The sequence below is a fragment of the Kribbella sp. NPDC049174 genome (assembly GCF_043197365.1).
Lineage (GTDB): Bacteria > Actinomycetota > Actinomycetes > Propionibacteriales > Kribbellaceae > Kribbella.
Map to the genome: position 1 here is coordinate 829,395 of NZ_JBICSZ010000001.1, position 17,255 is coordinate 846,649.

A 17,255-nucleotide genomic window follows, 5' to 3' on the forward strand; every position below is an offset into this window, starting at 1 on the left:
GTCCCTCCACTGTTGCCGAGGTCCCGATGTCCGAAGCGAGTTACCTGTCGCGCGACTGGTGGCGGAGTGCGGTCGTCTACCAGGTCTACGTGCGGAGCTTCGCCGACTCCGACGGTGACGGCGTCGGCGACCTCGACGGCGTCCGGGAGCGGCTCCCGTACCTGCGCAGCCTCGGCGTCGACGGTCTCTGGCTCAACCCGTTCTACCCCTCACCCCAGCACGACCACGGGTACGACGTCTCCGACTACCGCGGCGTCCATCCGGAGTACGGGACGCTCGAGTCGTTCGACGGGCTGATCCGGGACGCCCACCGCCTGGACCTCAAGGTGATCGTGGACGTGGTGCCGAACCACTGTTCCGTCGAACACCCGTGGTTCCTCGAGGCCCTGGCGGCCGGACCGGGCAGTCCGGAGCGTGACCGGTTTCACTTCGCCGACGGGCAGGGGGACGAGCCTCCTAACAATTGGCGATCGATTTTCGGCGGCTCCGCCTGGCAACAGGTCGATGACGGCCAGTGGTATCTGCACACGTTCGCGGCTGAGCAGCCTGACTTCAACTGGCGGCACCCGGACGTGTCGGCAGCCTTCGAGGAGGTACTGCGGTTCTGGCTCGACCGCGGCGTGGACGGGCTGAGGATCGACGTCGCGCACGGGCTGCACAAGGCCGAGGGGCTGCCGGACCACGAGCACGCCGATCACGACGAGCTGACCGGCGACCCGATCAACCCGCACGCCTGGAACCAACCCGAGGTGCACGACGTGTGGCGCAGTTGGCGAGCGATCGCGGAGGAGTACACGCAGCGGACCGGGCGGGAGCGGGTCCTGGTCGGCGAGGTCGGCCTGCTCGACACCGAGCAGCTCGCGCGGTACCAGCGCCCGGACGAGCTGCACCAGACCTTCTTCTTCGAGTTCCTCCGCGCCGAGTGGGACGACCGGTCGCTGTACGACGTGATCGACCGGGGCCTCGAGACGATCGCCGGGTCCGGATCCTCCGTCGCCTGGGTGCTGAACAACCACGACATGCCTCGGTCCGTCACCAGGTATGCCGGCGGAGCACCGGGCGCCGGACCCGGCGATCTCGAGCTCGGCGTGGCCCGGGCGCGTGCCGCTGCGCTGCTGATGCTGGCGTTGCCGGGGTCGGCGTACCTCTATCAAGGCGAGGAGCTGGGGCTGCCCGAGGTCACCGATCTGCCGGAGCAGGTGCTGACCGATCCGATGTTCCACCGCACCGGCGGCGTCCGGCGCGGGCGGGACGGTTGTCGGGTACCGCTACCTTGGAGAGCAGAGCACGACTCCTTCGGCTTCTCACCGGACGGCGGTTCGGGTACGACGTGGCTACCGCAGCCTGACTGGTTCGCGGACCACGCCGCGGACCTCCTGCTCGGTAGTGGCGACTCGATGCTGCACCTCTACCGAGAGGCGCTATCGCTGCGGCACCGGATCCCGGCACTGGGTTCCGGCGACCTGCGGTGGCTGCCGACGGAGCCTGGCGTACTGGCCTTCACCCGCGGTGACGGCTTCGCCTGTGCCGTGAACTGCTCGCCCCGACCGGTCTGCAACCCGGTCGAGGGCACCCTGCTCCTCGCCAGCGACCCGGAGGCCGGCGAGAAGCTCCCCCCGAACAGTGCAGTCTGGACCCTCCTGGAGGCCGAGGCGTGATCACGAGCATGTGGATTCTGATGATCGTCACCGGCCTCCTCGCGATCCTGATGGTCCGCGACGTGGCCAAAGACCTGAGCGACCGCTGATGGAAACCTGCACGCGCCCGCTCGCCCTCGGCTACATCCGTGCCCGCGTGGTGATGACGGCCGACGAGATCGCTGCGGCGAAGGTGAGCCTGGCCGCCTTCGCCCTGGCCGAAGGTCTCGCCCTCGGAACCGTCTACCTCGAGCACCCGCGCACCGCGCCGGCTGCGTTCGAGGCGCTGCTGGACGAGGTCCGCGGCGACAACGACGTCTGGGCCGTGGTGGTCCCGACCGCGCAGCACCTGACCGACGGTGGTCTCCGGATGATGAGGCGAGATCTGGAGCACCACGGCGCGGTCCACCTGATGGTCGCTGCGGCGACCCCTTGAACCGGCTGACCTGGCGTCCTTGAGACCCCTGCTCGACGCCAGGTCGGCCGCTCCATCTCTTCGCCCCCCTCCGACCGGAGCGATGGAGCCCCGGCCCGCGACAGTGTTACCCCCAGGCCTGTCGCGGGCCGCCCGCGCTGGTGTCTTCTCGGTTTGGGGAGCGTTGCACACCCGCGATGACCAGTCAGACTCCCCATTCGCGTCAACCGTCGCGGCGCAGTTGTTCACAGGGGGGAGATTGGCCGGGGAACGGGGCGGCGGGCGGGCATGTTGTGGGTGTGAGATGGAACGGAGCGAGGTCAGGGTTCAAGGAGTTGCGGCGCCTGCACTTGGGTGCGTTCAGCCGCGGCCAGGCCAATGCGTACGGCGTGTCCGACCGGACGCTCGCGGTGCGATGCCGGAGCGGGCTGATTCAGCGCCTGTATCGCGGGGTGTACGTCGATTTCAGCGGTCCCGTGCCGTGGGAGACGCGGGTGTGGGCTGCGTGGTTGGCTTATGGACCGGAGGCGGCATTGGGTGGCGAGACTGCGCTGCGCCGGTACGGACTCGTCGGGCAGTGGGGCGACGATGTGATCCGGCTGGAGATTCCGCACGAACGCCGGGTGCGCAGGCAGGTCGGCGTCGTGCTCACCCGGTGTCGTGACTTCGACAGCCGGGTGGCCGGCTCGCGCGAGCCGCCGATTGTCCGGCTCGAGGTCGCCGTGCTGGCGGTCGCAAGCCGACTGCCCAGGCGGGAGGGCGCCATCGCGCTCGTGCTTGACACCTGTCGCCAGCGTCGTACGACGCCGCAACGCCTTCTCGCCGAGTTGGATCGACTGCAGCGGCTTCCTCGCCGCGCACTTCTCGTAGAGGTACTCGAGGACGCCGCCGAAGGGATCGAGTCGTTCCTGGAGCTGAGCTACCTGCGCAAGGTCGAAAGGGCGCACGGTCTCCCGGCCGCCGTGAGGCAGGTCCGTGCCTCGAACGGCCGTGGAATCGTGTACCGAGACCTCGAGTACGAGGACTACGGCCTGATCGTCGAGCTCGACGGCCGCGCCGGACACGATGATACCGGCTCCCGCTGGCGCGACATGAGCCGCGATAACGCCGCCCTGATGGCGGCGAAGCCGACGCTCCGGTTCGGGTACCAACTGGTGGGCGATCCTTGCGCGGCAGCGGCCCAGGTGGCTCGGGTCCTCCGTGCGCTCGGCTGGCGTGATCTGCCGACCCCCTGCACCCCCACCTGCTCTGTCCTTTCCACCCTTGCGGATTTGGGGAGCGCTGCACACGCAATTTGACAGGCAGGACTCCCCAATCGCCGGAGTGAGTGACGGGGTGACCGGATAGCGACCGGTTCGGCGTGGCCTGAGTGCCCCTGCAGAAGTTGTCGGTGGGGCCGATTAGGCTGCTGCAGTCAATCCTCACTCACGCCCTGGGAGGTCTGCGCAGACATGGCGTCCAGCGACAGTTTCGTGCATCTACACGTGCACACCGAGTACTCCATGCTGGACGGCGCCGCGCGGATCGACGAGTTGTTCAAAACCGCCCAGGAAATGGGCATGCCGGCCATCGCCACCACCGACCACGGCTACGTGTTCGGGGCGTACGAGTTCTGGAAGACGGCGAAGAAGTACGACGTCAAGCCGATCATCGGCGTCGAGGCGTACCTGACCCCGCACACGCACCGCAGCGAGCGGAAGCGGGTCAAGTGGGGCGACGCGAACTCGGGCCGCGACGACGTCTCCGGTAGCGGTGCCTACACGCACATGACGCTGCTGGCCAAGAACACATCCGGTATGCACAACCTGTTCAAGATGAGCTCGCTGGCCAGTCTCGAGGGCTACTACTTCAAGCCCCGGATGGACCGCGAGCTGCTGAACACCTACGGCCAGGGCCTGATCGCGACCACCGGCTGCCCGTCCGGCGAGGTGCAGACCCGGCTCCGGCTCGGGCAGTACAAGGAGGCTGTCGAGGCGGCCGCGGAGTTCCGCGACATCTTCGGCAAGGAGAACTTCTACTGCGAGCTGATGGACCACGGCCTCGGCATCGAGCGGGACATCCAGAAGGACCTGCTCAAGCTGGCCCGCGAGCTCGGCCTGCCGCTGGTCGCCACCAACGACCTGCACTACACCAAGCCCGAGGACGCCACCGCGCACGCCGCGCTGCTGTGCGTCCAGTCCGGCTCGACGCTGTCCGACCCGAACCGGTTCAAGTTCGACGCGAACGAGTTCTACGTCAAGACCGCGGCCGAGATGCGGGAGGTGTGGAAGGAGCTGCCGGAGGCGTGTGACAACACGCTGCTGATCGCCGAGCAGTGCGATGTCAGCTTCACCGAGGGCGAGGGCCGGTTCATGCCCCGGTTCCCCTGCCCCGACGGTCACAACGAGGAGTCCTGGTTCGTCGCCGAGGTCGAGACCGGCCTGCACAAGCGGTACCCCGAGGGCGTCCCGGACCAGGTCCGCAAGCAGGCCGAGTACGAGATCGAGGTCATCACCTCGAAGGGGTACGCCGGCTACTTCCTCGTCGTCGCCGACTTCATCAACTGGGCCAAGGAGCACGGCATCCGGGTCGGTCCGGGCCGTGGTTCCGGTGCCGGGTCGATGTGTGCGTACGCGATGCGGATCACCGACCTGGACCCGCTCCAGCACGGTCTGATCTTCGAGCGGTTCCTGAACCCGGAACGTATGTCGATGCCCGACTTCGACATCGACTTCGACGACCGCCGCCGCCCCGAGGTGATCCGCTACGTCACCGAGAAGTACGGCGACGACCGGGTCGCGATGATCGTCACCTACGGCACCATCAAGGCCAAGCAGGCGATCAAGGACGCCGGCCGGGTGCTGGACTACCCGTTCGCGATGGGCGACCGGATCACCAAGGCGATGCCGCCGTCGGTGATGGGCAAGGACATCCCGCTGTCCGGGATCTTCGACTCCGGCCACAAGCGGTACTCCGAGGCCGGCGAGTTCCGGCAGTTGTACGAGTCCGACCAGGACGTCCGCAAGATCGTCGACACCGCCCGCGGCCTGGAGAACCTGAAGCGCCAGTGGGGTGTGCACGCGGCCGGCGTGATCATGTCCAGCGAGCCGCTGATCGAGCTGATCCCGATCATGCGCCGCGAGCAGGACGGCCAGGTCATCACCCAGTTCGACTACCCGAGCTGCGAGACGCTCGGCCTGGTCAAGATGGACTTCCTGGGCCTGCGCAACCTGACGATCATGGACGACGCGGTCAAGAACGTCGAGGCCAGCCGCGGCATCTCGCTGGACCTGGACGAGCTGGCCAAGTCCCTGGACGACGGCCCGACCTTCGAGTTGCTCGGCCGCGGTGACACCCTCGGCGTGTTCCAGTTCGACGGCGGCCCGATGCGGGCGCTGCTGCGGCTGATGAAGCCGGACAACTTCGAGGACATCTCCGCCGTCGGCGCGCTCTACCGGCCCGGCCCGATGGGTGCGAACAGCCACACCAACTACGCCCTGCGCAAGAACAACCAGCAGGAGATCAGCTACCCGCACGACGAGCTCGCGGTCGCGCTCGAACCGATCCTGGGGACGACCTACGGTCTGATCGTCTACCAGGAGCAGGTGATGGCGATCGCCCAGCAGCTCGCCGGCTACACGCTCGGCAAAGCGGATCTGCTCCGCCGGGCGATGGGTAAGAAGAAGCGTGAGGTGCTGGACGCGGAGTACGTCGGCTTCTCCGAGGGGATGAAGGCGAACGGCTTCTCCGAGGGGTCGATCAAGGCCCTGTGGGACGTGCTGGTCCCGTTCTCCGACTACGCGTTCAACAAGGCCCACTCGGCGGCGTACGGGCTGGTCTCGTACTGGACGGCGTACCTGAAGGCGAACTACCCGGCGGAGTACATGGCCGCCGTCCTGACGTCCGTGAAGGACGACAAGGACAAGATGGCCATCTACCTGAACGAGTGCCGCCGGATGGGCATCAAGGTGCTGCCCCCGGACGTGAACGAGTCGGACTCGAACTTCACCCCGGTCGGCACCGACATCCGTTTCGGTCTCTCCGCGATCCGCAACGTCGGTGTCAACGTGGTGGCCGAGATCGTCGCGGCCCGGGAGGAGAAGGGCCGGTTCACCGACTTCGTCGACTTCATCGACAAGGTGCCGCTGCCGGTCTGCAACAAGCGGGTGATCGAGTCGCTGGCCAAGGCCGGTTCGTTCGACTCGATGAGCCACGCCCGGCGCGCGGTCGTCGCGGTGCACGAGCAGGCCGTCGACGAGGCGATCGACCTGAAGCGGAACGAGGCGCACGGCCAGTTCGACCTGTTCTCGATGGGCGACGACGACGCCGACGAGGGTGAGGGCAACAGCCGGCTCACCGTCACCGTCCCGGAGATCGAGGAGTGGGACAAGGCGACCAAGCTCGCCCACGAGCGGGACATGCTGGGGCTCTACGTCTCCGACCACCCGCTGTTCGGGGTCGAGCACGTGCTCACCAACGGCAGTGACTGCACGATCGGTCAGCTGCTCGCCGACGAGGACCGGCCGGACGGTTCGCAGGTCACCATCGGCGGCTTGGTCACCGCGGTGCAGCGGAAGGTGAACAAGCGAGGCGACATCTACGCGATCGTCACCATCGAGGACCTGGAAGGTTCGATCGAGGTGATGATGTTCTCGTCGGCGTACCAGTTGCACGCGCACCTGTTGAGCAACGACGCGATCATCCTGATGAAGGGGCGGGTCCGCCGCCGCGAGGACCGGCTCGAGCTGAGCGGCTCCGAGGTGATCGTGCCGGACCTGACCGAGGGCCCGAGCGGACCGGTGGTCATCACGATGCCGGTGAACCGCTGTACGCCGCCGCTGGTCGAGCAGCTGCGGGACGTGCTGCAGTCGCATCCGGGGATGACCGAGGTGCAGCTGCGGTTGCAGGCCCGGCAGAAGACGACGGTGATGCGGATCGGCGACCGGTTCCGGGTCACCCCGACGTCGTCGCTGATGGCGGACCTCAAGGCGCTCCTCGGTCCTTCCTGCCTGGCCAGTTGAGGCTTGGTGGAATCTGCCTGACCGGGGTGGTGGGGCGGGGCCGCAATTGATGAGCCACACTGTCGAGGTGACGCAACCTCAGCCTGGTCAGCCTTCGCCGTACCTGCCCCCGCCGTCGGGGGTTCCGTTCGGTTCGCCGCCTCCGCCGGAGCCGGCGATGCCGTGGGCGAAGGCGATCGCGGTGACCGCGGTCGTCTTCCTGGTCGCCGGCGTGGTGGCCGGGTGGGCGTGGCAGCAGTTCTCGCCGCTGGCGCTGTACACCGTGGACGAGAACGGCGGCGCGCTGGGGGAGGAGCAGATGACCCGGATCTTCGGGCCGGACGGTACCTTCACCGCGATCGGGTTCCTCACCGCGCTCGTGCTCGGCTGCGCACTGTTCTGGTGGCTGCGGAACTACGGTCCGTGGTCGGTCGCGATCGTGGCGCTCGGTGCGGCGCTCGGCTCGGGAGTCGCCTGGGGCGTCGGCATGCTGCTCGGCCATGAGCCGATCCAGCCGCGGCTGGAGGCGGCCAAGCCGGGTGATCTGGTCCCGGCGCCGCTCGAACTGCACACGTGGACCCCTGCTGCGGCATGGTTGGTCGGTGCGGCACTGGCGGCGGCGATCATCGCCGCCGCGACCTGGCGGGCCGAACCGGTTGCAACCACATCGCAACCTGGCGCGTCCGAGTCCTCGCCGCAGGTGCACTAGCCTGTCTGGTCGGGTCGGGATCACTGGAGACGACCCAGCCAGTGGGTGAGGCCACTGGACCACGTGAGGGAGCATATGTCCGACCAGAACACCCCGCCCAACCCGCAGTATCCGGGTGCCGGCGGTCCGCAGAACCCCAACCAGTACGGCACGCAGCGTCCGCCTATGAATGCCCAGGGCAACCAGCAGGGCTGGGGACCGCAGCAGGGTGGTCCTGGTCCGGCGCCTCAGGGACAGCCGCAGTACGGTGAGCCTGGCCCGCAGCAGTACGGCCAGCCGGGACAGCAGCAGCCCGGGCAGTACGGTCGCCCTGGCCCGCAGCAGCCGCAGTACCAGCAGGGTGGGCCGCAGTACGGTCAGCCCGGTGCGCCCTCGTACGGCCAGCCAGGTCAGCAGGGCAAGCCCGGCCCGCAGCAGTATGGCCAGCCCGGCGGGCAGGCGTCGTACGAGCAGATGCATGTCGGCGGGCAGCCGCCGCAGGGTCCCGGGTTCGGTCCGGGGCAGCAGCAGTGGCAGCCGGAGCCGAAGAAGAAGCGCGGCAAGCTGATCCCGATGATCGCGGCGCTGGCCATGGTGCTGGTCGTCGCCGGCGGCGGCATCTTTGCCTACGGCAAGCTCAACGGCGGCAAGCAGCCGGCCGCGGTGCTGCCAGGCAACGCGGTCGCCTACGCCCGGGTCGATCTGAACCCGTCAGCCGGCCAGAAGGTCGCCGCGATCCGGTTCATGCTGAAGTTCCCCTCGGTGAAGGAGAACCTCGGCCTGACCGGCGAGAACGACGACCTGCGGCAGAAGCTGTTCGAGAGTGTCAAGAAGTACGCCGGTGACGACCTGGCCGACGTGGACTACGAGAAGGACATCAAGCCGTGGCTCGGCGAGCGCGCCGGCCTGGCCGCGCTGCCCGCCGCCGACGGCAAGGACGAGCCGACCGTGGTCGTCGCGATCGAGGTCAAGAACGAGGACGAGGCCGCCAAGGGCCTCGACAAGCTGATGGCCAAGGAAGACAAGAAGCCCGGACGCGCGTTCAGCAACGGTTACGTGCTGCTCGCCGACGACCAGGCGATCGTCGACCAGGCCGTTGCCACCAGCAAGGACAACCCGCTGGAGAAGAACGCCAAGTTCAGCGCCGACATGGACGCTCTCGGCGAGCAGGGGTTCGCCTCGGTCTGGGCCGACATGAAGGGCATCGCCGACATCTCCGGCAAGGTGCAGTCGGAGGAGCTGGCCGGCATCTCGGACGCGACGATGGCGGCCGCGCTGCGGTTCGACGCGTCGTACGTCGAGCTGAAGGGCATCGCCCACGGTGACCAGAGCATCAAGGTCGACGGGGCCGACGCCGGTGACCTGATCGGGCAGCTGCCCGACACCACGGCCGGTGCGATCGCGGTGTCCGGCGGCGAGAACCTGGTCGACACGATGTGGAAGCAGCTCGAGAAGGCCTCGAACAGCAACATCCAGGAGATGACCGAGGAGATCACTGAGGAGACCGGGCTGAAGCTGCCCGACGACCTGAAGAGTCTGCTCGGCAAGAACCTGGCCGTCGCCATCGACAAGGACGCCGGCAACGGCCCGAAGATCGCGGCCCGGATGGAGACCGACCCGGCGAAGGCCGAGCCGGTGGTGGAGAAGCTGACCACACTGCTGCGCCGCGAGGCGTCTGCCAACATCCCGATCGAGACAGCCAAGGACGACGACTCGCTGGTGGTCGCCACCGACCAGTCGTACGCCGAGCAGGTCCTCAAGGGCGGCAATCTCGGCGGGACCGAGAACTTCAAGCAGGCCCTGCCCGACACCAAGGGCGCGGTGACGATCGGCTACCTCGACTTCGAGGCAGCCGGCTCCCTGAGCAAGCGGTTCAGCTCCGACAAGGACCTGTCCGCCCTCCGCTCCGGCGGCTACGTCGTCCGCTCCACCGGCGACGGCAAGGCCGAATTCAGCCTCCGGGTCGTCGCGAAGTAGTGGCTCCACCGAAGAAGCCCCGGACGGTGTCCGGGGCTTCTTGTGTGCGGGTGATGTCGAAATCGGGGGAGCGGTCTCTACCTCTTGGTGAAAGCACCCAACTGTTGGAGGTAGAGATGAACCACTTCACTGACATCCGGACCATCGGCGTGCCGGTGGGCGACCAGGATCGCGCGGTTGCGTTCTACACCGGGACGCTCGGGTTCGAGGTGCTGATGGACGCACCGCTGCCCGAGATCGGCGGCCGCTGGATCGTCGTCGCGCCACCCGGCGCGCCGACCAACCTCGCCCTCACGCCTGCGACGAACGACAGCCCGGCCGACACCGGCGTACGCCTGGTCACGCCCGACGCCGCCGCGGCGCACAAGCACCTTCAGACCGAAGGCGTCGACACCGACGAGCTGATCAGCTGGCCGGGCGTGCCGCCGATGTTCACCTTCCGCGACCAGGACGGCAACACCCTGTACGTCGTCCAGGAATGATCAACCGGGGAACGGCACCCCGGTAAGCGAGCCGCACACCGCGAGGAATGCATCCTGCACCTCGGGGTCCGAGGCCGCGGGGTGGGTTGCGTGCGGGCGGAGGTGGTAGTAGTACCCGCCGCTGGGCGTGGTCGGCGCCGTGGCCAGCCAGACCTGGGTGAGGTGCGCCTGACCGAGATCGCCGGGCGCACCTCGGCCGCCCATCTTCGTCGCCACCCAGCCCGGGTCGACGGCGTTGGACAGTACGCCGGGCCAGAGTCGCGCGACCGCGAACGCGAGGATCACGTCGTGCAGCTTCGAGTCCGAGTACGCCCGCGACCCGCTCCACCGCCGCCGTACCCACTGAAGATCGTCCAGTACGACGTCGCCACCCTCGTGCATGCCGGAACTCAGGTACACCAACCGCTCCGGCCGGTCGATCAACGCCGTCAGCAGGTACGGCGCCAACGCGTTGATCGCGAACACGTGCTCCAGTCCGTCGACGGTCTCGATCCGGGGTTCCTGATAGCCGACCGCGGCGTTGTGGACCACCACGTCGAACCGCCCGGACTCGTTCGCCTGCCGGGCAACGTCACGCGTCTCCGCAATGCTGGCGAGGTCGCCGATCAGCACGCCGGCGGCCTTCGGCAACGCACCGATCGCGTCGTCACCACGCTTCGCGTTCCGCGCGTGCAGAACGACCTCGTGCCCCTTGCTGATCAGCTCACCCGCCACCAGCTGACCCAGTCCATCCGCCGACCCAGTCACCAGAATCCGTGCCATGGTCCCCACTCTGCCAGGCTCAGACCAGCACGTGGCCGCCGTCGACGCTGACGATGGTGCCGGTCGCGTAGCCCTGGTTCATCAGATAGACGTAGGCGGCCGCGATGTCGGACGGCTCGCCCACCCGGCCCACGGGCAGTGCCTTCGCCGCCTCCTCGTACAGCGCATCCGGTGCGAAGTCGGACCACAACGGAGTACGAACCATGCCGGGCTTCACGGCGTTGACGCGGAGAGGTGCGAGCTCGACGGCTAGCGCTCGGACGAGTGAGTCCACCGCGCCGCAGATGCCGGCCGCGACCGACCACCCCGGCCCGGGACGGTCGGCCGCCGCACCGGTCGTCAGTACGACGGAACCACCCGAGCGGATCTTGGACGCCGCCGCGCTGACCGCACCGAGGACGCCGAAGTACCTGACCTCGAAGGCCTGCCGGGCACCGGCCAGATCCATCGATGCGACCTCGAGCAGGGTCAGCGACTCCCCGGCCGTGAAGACGAGGTGGTCGAACGGATCGAGACCGTCGAAGAAGGCTTTGACCGATTCGGCGTCGGTCAGGTCGAGTGCCTCGCCGGACGCCGACGAGGGCAGGGTTGCGAGTGCGCGCTTCACGGACTCGGGGTTGCTGGAGGCAACGATGACGGTGGCGCCCTGATCGGCGGCGAGCTGTGCGGTCGCCAGTCCGATCCCGGACGTACCGCCGAGAACGACGACGCGCTGGTCCTGCAGAGTCATGGCGGAACTGCCTTTCGTGGTTGGGATCTCTCCTCCACAGTGCGCGCGCACGGTCGCCGCGGTCCAAGACCTGTTCGGGCGTCTGTAATACCCTGAAGGTATTATGGATGTCGATCTCCGCAAGCTCCGGTACTTCGTCGCGGTCGCCGAGGAACTGCACTTCGGCCGGGCGGCCGATCGCCTGCACATCGCGCAGCCCGTGCTGTCCCGGCAGATCCGCGCCCTGGAGGACGAGCTCAAGGTCCAGTTGTTCGCTCGGACCAAGCGGTCGACCGAGCTGACCGCGGCCGGTCGACAGTTGCTCGACGACGCCCGGCCGCTGCTCGCCTCGGCCGAGGCGATGCGCAGACGCGTGGTCCAGGCGGCCCGTGGGCCGAAGACGTTCACCATCGGCTTCATGCCCGGCATCACCGTGACCCCGGCCGTCCGGGCGTTCAGCGCCGTACATCCCGAGGTCGAGGTCGAGGTGATCCGGACGACGTGGGTCGATCAGGTGGACGTGTTGCACGACGGCCGGGTCGACGTCAGCATCGTCCGGCTGCCGATCGCCCAGGCAGGGCTGAGCATCCGCCCGCTGTTCGAGGAACCACGGGTCGCGATGCTCCGGTCCGATCACCGGCTGGCCGGCAAACCGGAGATCGACATCGCCGATCTCGCCGACGAACACCTGCTGCAGCCGCCGGACGCCGTACCGGAGTGGCGGGACATCGCGCTGGAACTGCGCACCGGTAAGGCGAAGCCGGTGCCGGAAATGCGCAGCGTCGAGGAGAAGATGGAGCACGTCGCGGCCGGGAGTGGCGTCTCGATCATCCCGCTGTCGGTGGCGACCTTCTACCAGCGCCCCGACGTGGCCGCCGTACCGGTGACCGACATCGCCGCCAACAAGGTCTGCCTGGCCTGGATGGCCTCCCGGCGATCCCCCCTCATCTACGACTTCGCGGAGCTCGCCGCAGACATCGACTGGATGCGGTGAGCGGTGGCACCATCGTGAGATGAGGTGGTGGGGGATCGCCACGACGCTGGTCCTGCTGCTGGCGGGGTGCGATGGGGAGCCGGAGACCGCAGTCACGCCGTCGCAGGCGCAGAGTCTTCCTGCGCCGGGAACGGCGCGGCTGGATGCGGCGAAGGCTCAGCCCCTGCAAGCCGCGTTGGCAAAGATCGTCGCGTTTCCGGACAGCCCGGCAGGCTCGCGTGGTGCCACCGCGGCGGTGGTGACCGATCGCTGGACGTGGTCGGGAGCGGCCGGAAAGGACATCAGCGGTACGGCGCTGCGGCCGGAGACGAGCATCGCGGTCGCCAGCATCACGAAGACGTTCGTGGCGGCAGAGGTGATGCTGCTCGCGCAGGCGAAGAAGGTGGACCTCGATGCACCGATCTCGACGTACGTGAAGCACAAGCTGACCACCAACAACGCGACCGTCCGGCAGCATCTGTCGATGACCGCAGGTGTTCCGGACTTCCTGCCGGACGACTACTTCCGTCTGGACGGGGCAGTCACCGCGGCACCGGGCAGACATTGGACGGCCGTGCAGACGCTGTCGTACCTGACCGCGCCGATCGAAGCGCCGAACAGCACCTTCAGCTACAGCAATCCCAGCTATCTCCTGCTCGGCGAGCTGATCGAGAACGTGACCGGACAGCCGTTCGCCGCCGCGTTCCGGCGTGATCTGGCCGCTCCGGCCGGGCTGCGGCATGCCGCCTTCCAGGACGGGGAGAAACCGCAGCCCCCGGTCGCGATCGACCACAACGAGTCCTGTGGCGGGCAGCCCGACGGCTACCTCCCGTGCCGCGCGTTCGCGAGCGCGGTGGGAGCGACCGGTTCGCTGGCGGCCGACGCGCCGACGGTCGCGCACTGGGGCTACCAGTTGTACGGCGGTCGCGTGCTGCCGATGGAGCTGGTCGGCGAGATGACCACAGGAGACGGCGACTACGGCCTGGGCACAATGCTCTTCACCCGACTCTTCGGCATCGGTACGGCGTTCGGCCACCGCGGCGACATGCCCGACTCCACCAGCCTGCTGGTCGTCATCCCGGAGAAGAAACTCTCGATCGCCCTTCTCCTTGCCGACGGCGACAGGCATATCGAGACCGGTATGGGCGAGCTGACCAAGGCCCTCGAACCTCTGCTCAGCTGACCGGACTAGGCCGTGTCTGATGGTCCCCCGCCTACTGCGCGGCACTCGGCACGGCATCTCGCCGCACTGGAGCAAAGGCCACGATGAAAACCACATCGAGGCCTTCACTCCAGCACGCCGAGCTACCGCACCGAGCACCTGCTCGCTACGGCGCGGGACCACCAGACACGACCTAATCGTCAGCGGCCAGCGCCTCCAGGACGCCTTCGCCGTACTTGGCCAGTTTGTTTTCGCCGACGCCGCTGATGGTGCCGAGGTCGGCGAGGGTGCTGGGGAGGTCGGTGGCGATCTGCCGCAGCGTTGCGTCGTGGAAGATGACGTAGGCCGGGACGCCTTGCTCCTTGGCGACGCCGGCGCGCCAGGTCCGCAGCCGTTCGAAGATCGGCGCGGCCTCGGGGGAGAGGTCCGCGGCGGCCTTCTTCTTCGAGCCGGACGACCTCGACGAACGGGCGACCCGCTCGGGCTCCCGGCGCATCATCACCTCGCGCCGCCGGCTGAGCACCTCGCCGCTCTCCTCGGTGAGGACGAGCGTGCCGTAGTCGCCTTCGACCGTGAGCAGCCGCTGCGCCAGCAGTTGCCGGACCACGCCGCGCCACTCGGAATCCTTCAGCTCCGTGCCGATCCCGAACACGGTCAACTGATCGTGCCGGAACTGCTTGACCTTCTCCGTCTCCTTGCCGAGCAGGATGTCGATCAGCTGACCGGCGCCGAACTTCTGACCGCGCTCGTGCTGCAACCGATAGACCGTCGACAGCAGCTTCTGCGCCGGGATCGTCCCGTCCCACGACTCCGGCGGCGTCAGACACGTGTCGCAGTTCCCACACGGGTCGCCGTGCTGGCCGAAGTACGCGAGCAACTGCGAGCGACGGCACTGCACGGTCTCGCACAAGGCCAGCATCGCGTCGAGATGTGCGCTCAGCCGGCGGCGATGCGCGAGATCACCCTCGGACGTGTCGATCATCTTCCGCTGCTGCACGACGTCCTGCAGCCCGTACGCAAGCCACGCGGTCGACGGCAGTCCGTCCCGCCCGGCGCGGCCGGTCTCCTGGTAGTAGCCCTCGACCGACTTCGGCAGATCCAGATGTACGACGAAGCGCACGTCCGGTTTGTCGATGCCCATACCGAACGCGATCGTCGCGACCATGATCAGACCGTCCTCGCGCAGGAACCTGGCCTGGTTGGCCGCGCGCATCCGGCTGTCCAGACCCGCGTGGTACGGCAACGCCTCGATGCCGTTCTTCGTCAGGAACTCGGCGGTCTTCTCGACACTGTTGCGGGACAGGCAGTAGACGATGCCGGCGTCGCCCGCGTGCTCGGTGCGGAGCAGGTCGAGCAGCTGCCGCTGCGGGTTGTCCTTCGGGACGATCCGGTACTGGATGTTGGGCCGGTCGAAGCTGGCCACGAAATGGTCCGCGTCGGTCAGCTTCAGCCGGGTCGCGATCTCCTGGTGCGTCGCCTCGGTCGCGGTCGCGGTGAGCGCGATCCGCGGTACGTCGGGCCAGCGCTCGTGCAACTCCGACAGCATCAGGTAGTCGGGCCGGAAGTCGTGGCCCCACTGGGACACACAGTGCGCCTCGTCGATCGCGAACAGCGCGATCTTGCCCTGGTCGAGCAACCGTACGGTCGCCTCGACCCGGAGCCGCTCAGGTGCGAGGTAGAGCAGGTCCAGCTCACCGGACAGGAAGGCCTGCTCGACCTCGCGGCGTTGCTCGAAATCCTGGGTGGAGTTGAGGAATCCGGCCCGCACCCCGAGTGCCGTCAGGGCGTCCACCTGGTCCTGCATCAGCGCGATCAGCGGCGAGATCACCACCCCCACACCGGATCTGACCAGGGCGGGGATCTGGTAGCACAACGACTTCCCGCCGCCGGTCGGCATCAGCACCAACGCGTCGCGGCCGGCGACGACGGTGTCGATGATGTCGGCCTGCTGACCGCGGAAGGCGTCGTACCCGAACACCCGGCGGAGCACCTGCAGTGCTTCGCCGGCGGATTCGTCCAGGACTGTGGCTGTCTCGGTCACCCCGCGAGTCTAATGAGATCCATCCGGCTTCGCCGGGTGCCTTGCGGGAACCTGTGGATACCGCTCGCTCATCGACTACGCGACGATCTCACCGCGATACGTGCCGATGCTCCACAGATTGCCCTCGTGATCCTTCACGGTGAATCCACGCGATCCGTAGTCCTCGTCGCGCAGGCCGCGGACGACGACAGCACCGGCGGCGATCGCACGGGCCAGCAATGCGTCCGGATCGCCGTCGACGACGAGGTAGACCGACTGCGGATGGTCGGCCAGCCAGGAGAAATCGTCCGGCACGTGCTGGCGGCCGACCGAACTCACCATCACGCCGCCACCGGCCGGCCAGGCCAGCTCGGAGTGCGCGATCGATCCTTCGGCCTCACCGGGGTACAGGCAGACCTGGGTGAAGCCGAGTCCCTCGGTGAGGAACTTCAGAGCTGCTTGGCCATCGTGGTACACGAGCGTCGGCCAGACGCCGACGACGATCTTGTTCTCGGTTGTCGTGTTCATACCCCTGACTCTGCGCCCGCACCGACGGTCTCGTCTTGAACGTTTGGGAGGACCTCCTCGGTCATCCACTGCCGCGGCGAGCACCCGGCGATCGCGTTCCACTCCCGGGTCAGATGGGCCTGGTCGGCGTACCCGAGCTCGGCCGACAGGTCCGCCAGCCGGAGCTTCGGATCGCGCCTCAGTCGCCCGGCCGCCTGCTCGAACCGCATCACCCGGCCGGCCACCTTCGGCCCCAACCCGTACTCGATGGTGAACCGGTCCGTCAGATGCCGTCGGCTCCAACCGACCTCTGTGGCCAGGTCCTCGACGCCGACCGCACCGGCCGTCTCGCGGAGTCGCCGCCATGCCCAACCGAGCTCGGGGCGTGTCTCCGTCGCGGGCTCGTCCGCCCAGTGCTCGAGCAGCAGGCTTTCGACCAGGTCGAAACGCTCGACCCAGGTCTTCGCCTCCCGAAGTCGCTCGCTGACGGCGCGCGCCGGGCTGCCGAGGATGTCGTCCAGTTCGACCACCATCGACGCGAGTTCGCCGGGTGGCAGGCCGAGGAGGGCCCGCGCGGCGGCGGGCCGGAGGGCGAGCTGGATCCCGGACCGATTGGGCGACTGACCGATGTGGACCGCGGTCGAGTGCAGCCCGCCGACGACGGTGTCGTACTTGGCGACGGGGGAGCCCGGCCAGGCGAGGCCGAGCGGTTCGTCGAGGGTGATGACGAGGGTCAGGTACTGCGAGGGGAGGCCGCGGTGCAGAGCGGGCGGCTCACCGGGATACGCGTAGCCGGTGACCTCGGCGACGTACGGGCGCAGGGCGGGGTGGACTCGCCGCGAGTGGAACTCGAACCCCGTCATGTTCACAGGCTAGATCCGGCCGTGGACACTTTCACGTTCTCCGGAATGCGGGACCGCCGTACCGCCATCTGGACGCTCATG

The 17,255-nt window shown here is 68.1% G+C and carries 14 protein-coding genes; 9 read left to right on the top strand and 5 right to left on the bottom strand.

Translation table 11 applies throughout. From position 1 onward, the window contains the following. Positions 1-26: 26 nt before the first annotated feature. The 7 genes from ACGFIF_RS03825 to ACGFIF_RS03855 all read left to right on the top strand — a co-directional run bounded on the left by ACGFIF_RS03825 (position 27) and on the right by ACGFIF_RS03855 (position 10,178). A complete protein-coding gene (locus ACGFIF_RS03825) occupies positions 27-1,658 on the top strand; it encodes a glycoside hydrolase family 13 protein (RefSeq protein ID WP_393151098.1) in 1,632 nt (543 codons plus the stop codon). A gap of 88 nt (positions 1,659-1,746) precedes the next feature. Continuing rightward, on the top strand, positions 1,747-2,073 hold the full coding sequence (locus ACGFIF_RS03830) for a hypothetical protein (RefSeq protein WP_393151100.1): 327 nt from the start codon (positions 1,747-1,749) through the stop codon (positions 2,071-2,073). A gap of 278 nt (positions 2,074-2,351) precedes the next feature. Next, positions 2,352-3,350 (top strand): type IV toxin-antitoxin system AbiEi family antitoxin domain-containing protein, encoded by a 999-nt coding sequence (locus tag ACGFIF_RS03835; protein ID WP_393151102.1) that lies wholly within the window; start codon positions 2,352-2,354, stop codon positions 3,348-3,350. A gap of 153 nt (positions 3,351-3,503) precedes the next feature. Further along, positions 3,504-7,052: a DNA polymerase III subunit alpha gene (gene dnaE, locus ACGFIF_RS03840; RefSeq protein ID WP_393151104.1), complete on the top strand. Its 3,549-nt coding sequence runs from the start codon at positions 3,504-3,506 to the stop codon at positions 7,050-7,052. Positions 7,053-7,119: 67 nt separating this feature from the next. Continuing rightward, positions 7,120-7,740, top strand: coding sequence for a hypothetical protein (locus ACGFIF_RS03845; RefSeq protein ID WP_393151106.1), 621 nt, complete (start codon positions 7,120-7,122; stop codon positions 7,738-7,740). Positions 7,741-7,815: 75 nt separating this feature from the next. Then, the gene (locus tag ACGFIF_RS03850) at positions 7,816-9,696 is read left to right on the top strand and encodes a DUF3352 domain-containing protein (RefSeq protein WP_393151108.1); all 1,881 of its coding nucleotides are present in this window, start codon (positions 7,816-7,818) and stop codon (positions 9,694-9,696) included. 116 nt (positions 9,697-9,812) lie between these two features. Further along, positions 9,813-10,178: a VOC family protein gene (locus tag ACGFIF_RS03855; protein ID WP_393151110.1), complete on the top strand. Its 366-nt coding sequence runs from the start codon at positions 9,813-9,815 to the stop codon at positions 10,176-10,178. On the opposite strand, the gene ACGFIF_RS03860 is transcribed toward ACGFIF_RS03855, so the two are convergent. Further along, positions 10,179-10,940, bottom strand: a complete 762-nt coding sequence (locus tag ACGFIF_RS03860; protein WP_393151112.1) for an SDR family NAD(P)-dependent oxidoreductase — start codon at positions 10,938-10,940, stop codon at positions 10,179-10,181. 19 nt (positions 10,941-10,959) lie between these two features. Beyond that, the gene (locus tag ACGFIF_RS03865) at positions 10,960-11,670 is read right to left on the bottom strand and encodes an SDR family oxidoreductase (RefSeq protein ID WP_393151114.1); all 711 of its coding nucleotides are present in this window, start codon (positions 11,668-11,670) and stop codon (positions 10,960-10,962) included. Positions 11,671-11,773: 103 nt separating this feature from the next. Between ACGFIF_RS03865 and ACGFIF_RS03870 the strand changes: the two genes are divergently transcribed. Further along, positions 11,774-12,643 carry a LysR family transcriptional regulator gene (locus ACGFIF_RS03870; RefSeq protein WP_393151116.1) on the top strand — a complete coding sequence of 290 codons (870 nt, stop codon included), beginning with the start codon at positions 11,774-11,776 and terminating at the stop codon, positions 12,641-12,643. Between the two features lie 19 nt (positions 12,644-12,662). Next, the gene (locus tag ACGFIF_RS03875; RefSeq protein WP_393151118.1) at positions 12,663-13,805 is read left to right on the top strand and encodes a serine hydrolase domain-containing protein; all 1,143 of its coding nucleotides are present in this window, start codon (positions 12,663-12,665) and stop codon (positions 13,803-13,805) included. 172 nt (positions 13,806-13,977) lie between these two features. On the opposite strand, the gene recQ is transcribed toward ACGFIF_RS03875, so the two are convergent. From recQ to ACGFIF_RS03890, 3 genes are all read right to left on the bottom strand, one after another. Then, a complete protein-coding gene (recQ, locus tag ACGFIF_RS03880) occupies positions 13,978-15,825 on the bottom strand; it encodes a DNA helicase RecQ (RefSeq protein WP_393151120.1) in 1,848 nt (615 codons plus the stop codon). Between the two features lie 75 nt (positions 15,826-15,900). Continuing rightward, entirely contained in the window at positions 15,901-16,332 is a 432-nt protein-coding gene (locus ACGFIF_RS03885) for a VOC family protein (RefSeq protein ID WP_393151122.1), read from the bottom strand. Beyond that, the gene (locus ACGFIF_RS03890; RefSeq protein WP_393151124.1) at positions 16,329-17,174 is read right to left on the bottom strand and encodes a helix-turn-helix domain-containing protein; all 846 of its coding nucleotides are present in this window, start codon (positions 17,172-17,174) and stop codon (positions 16,329-16,331) included. Before ACGFIF_RS03890 ends, ACGFIF_RS03885 begins: the two co-directional genes overlap by 4 nt. Positions 17,175-17,255 lie beyond the last annotated feature (81 nt).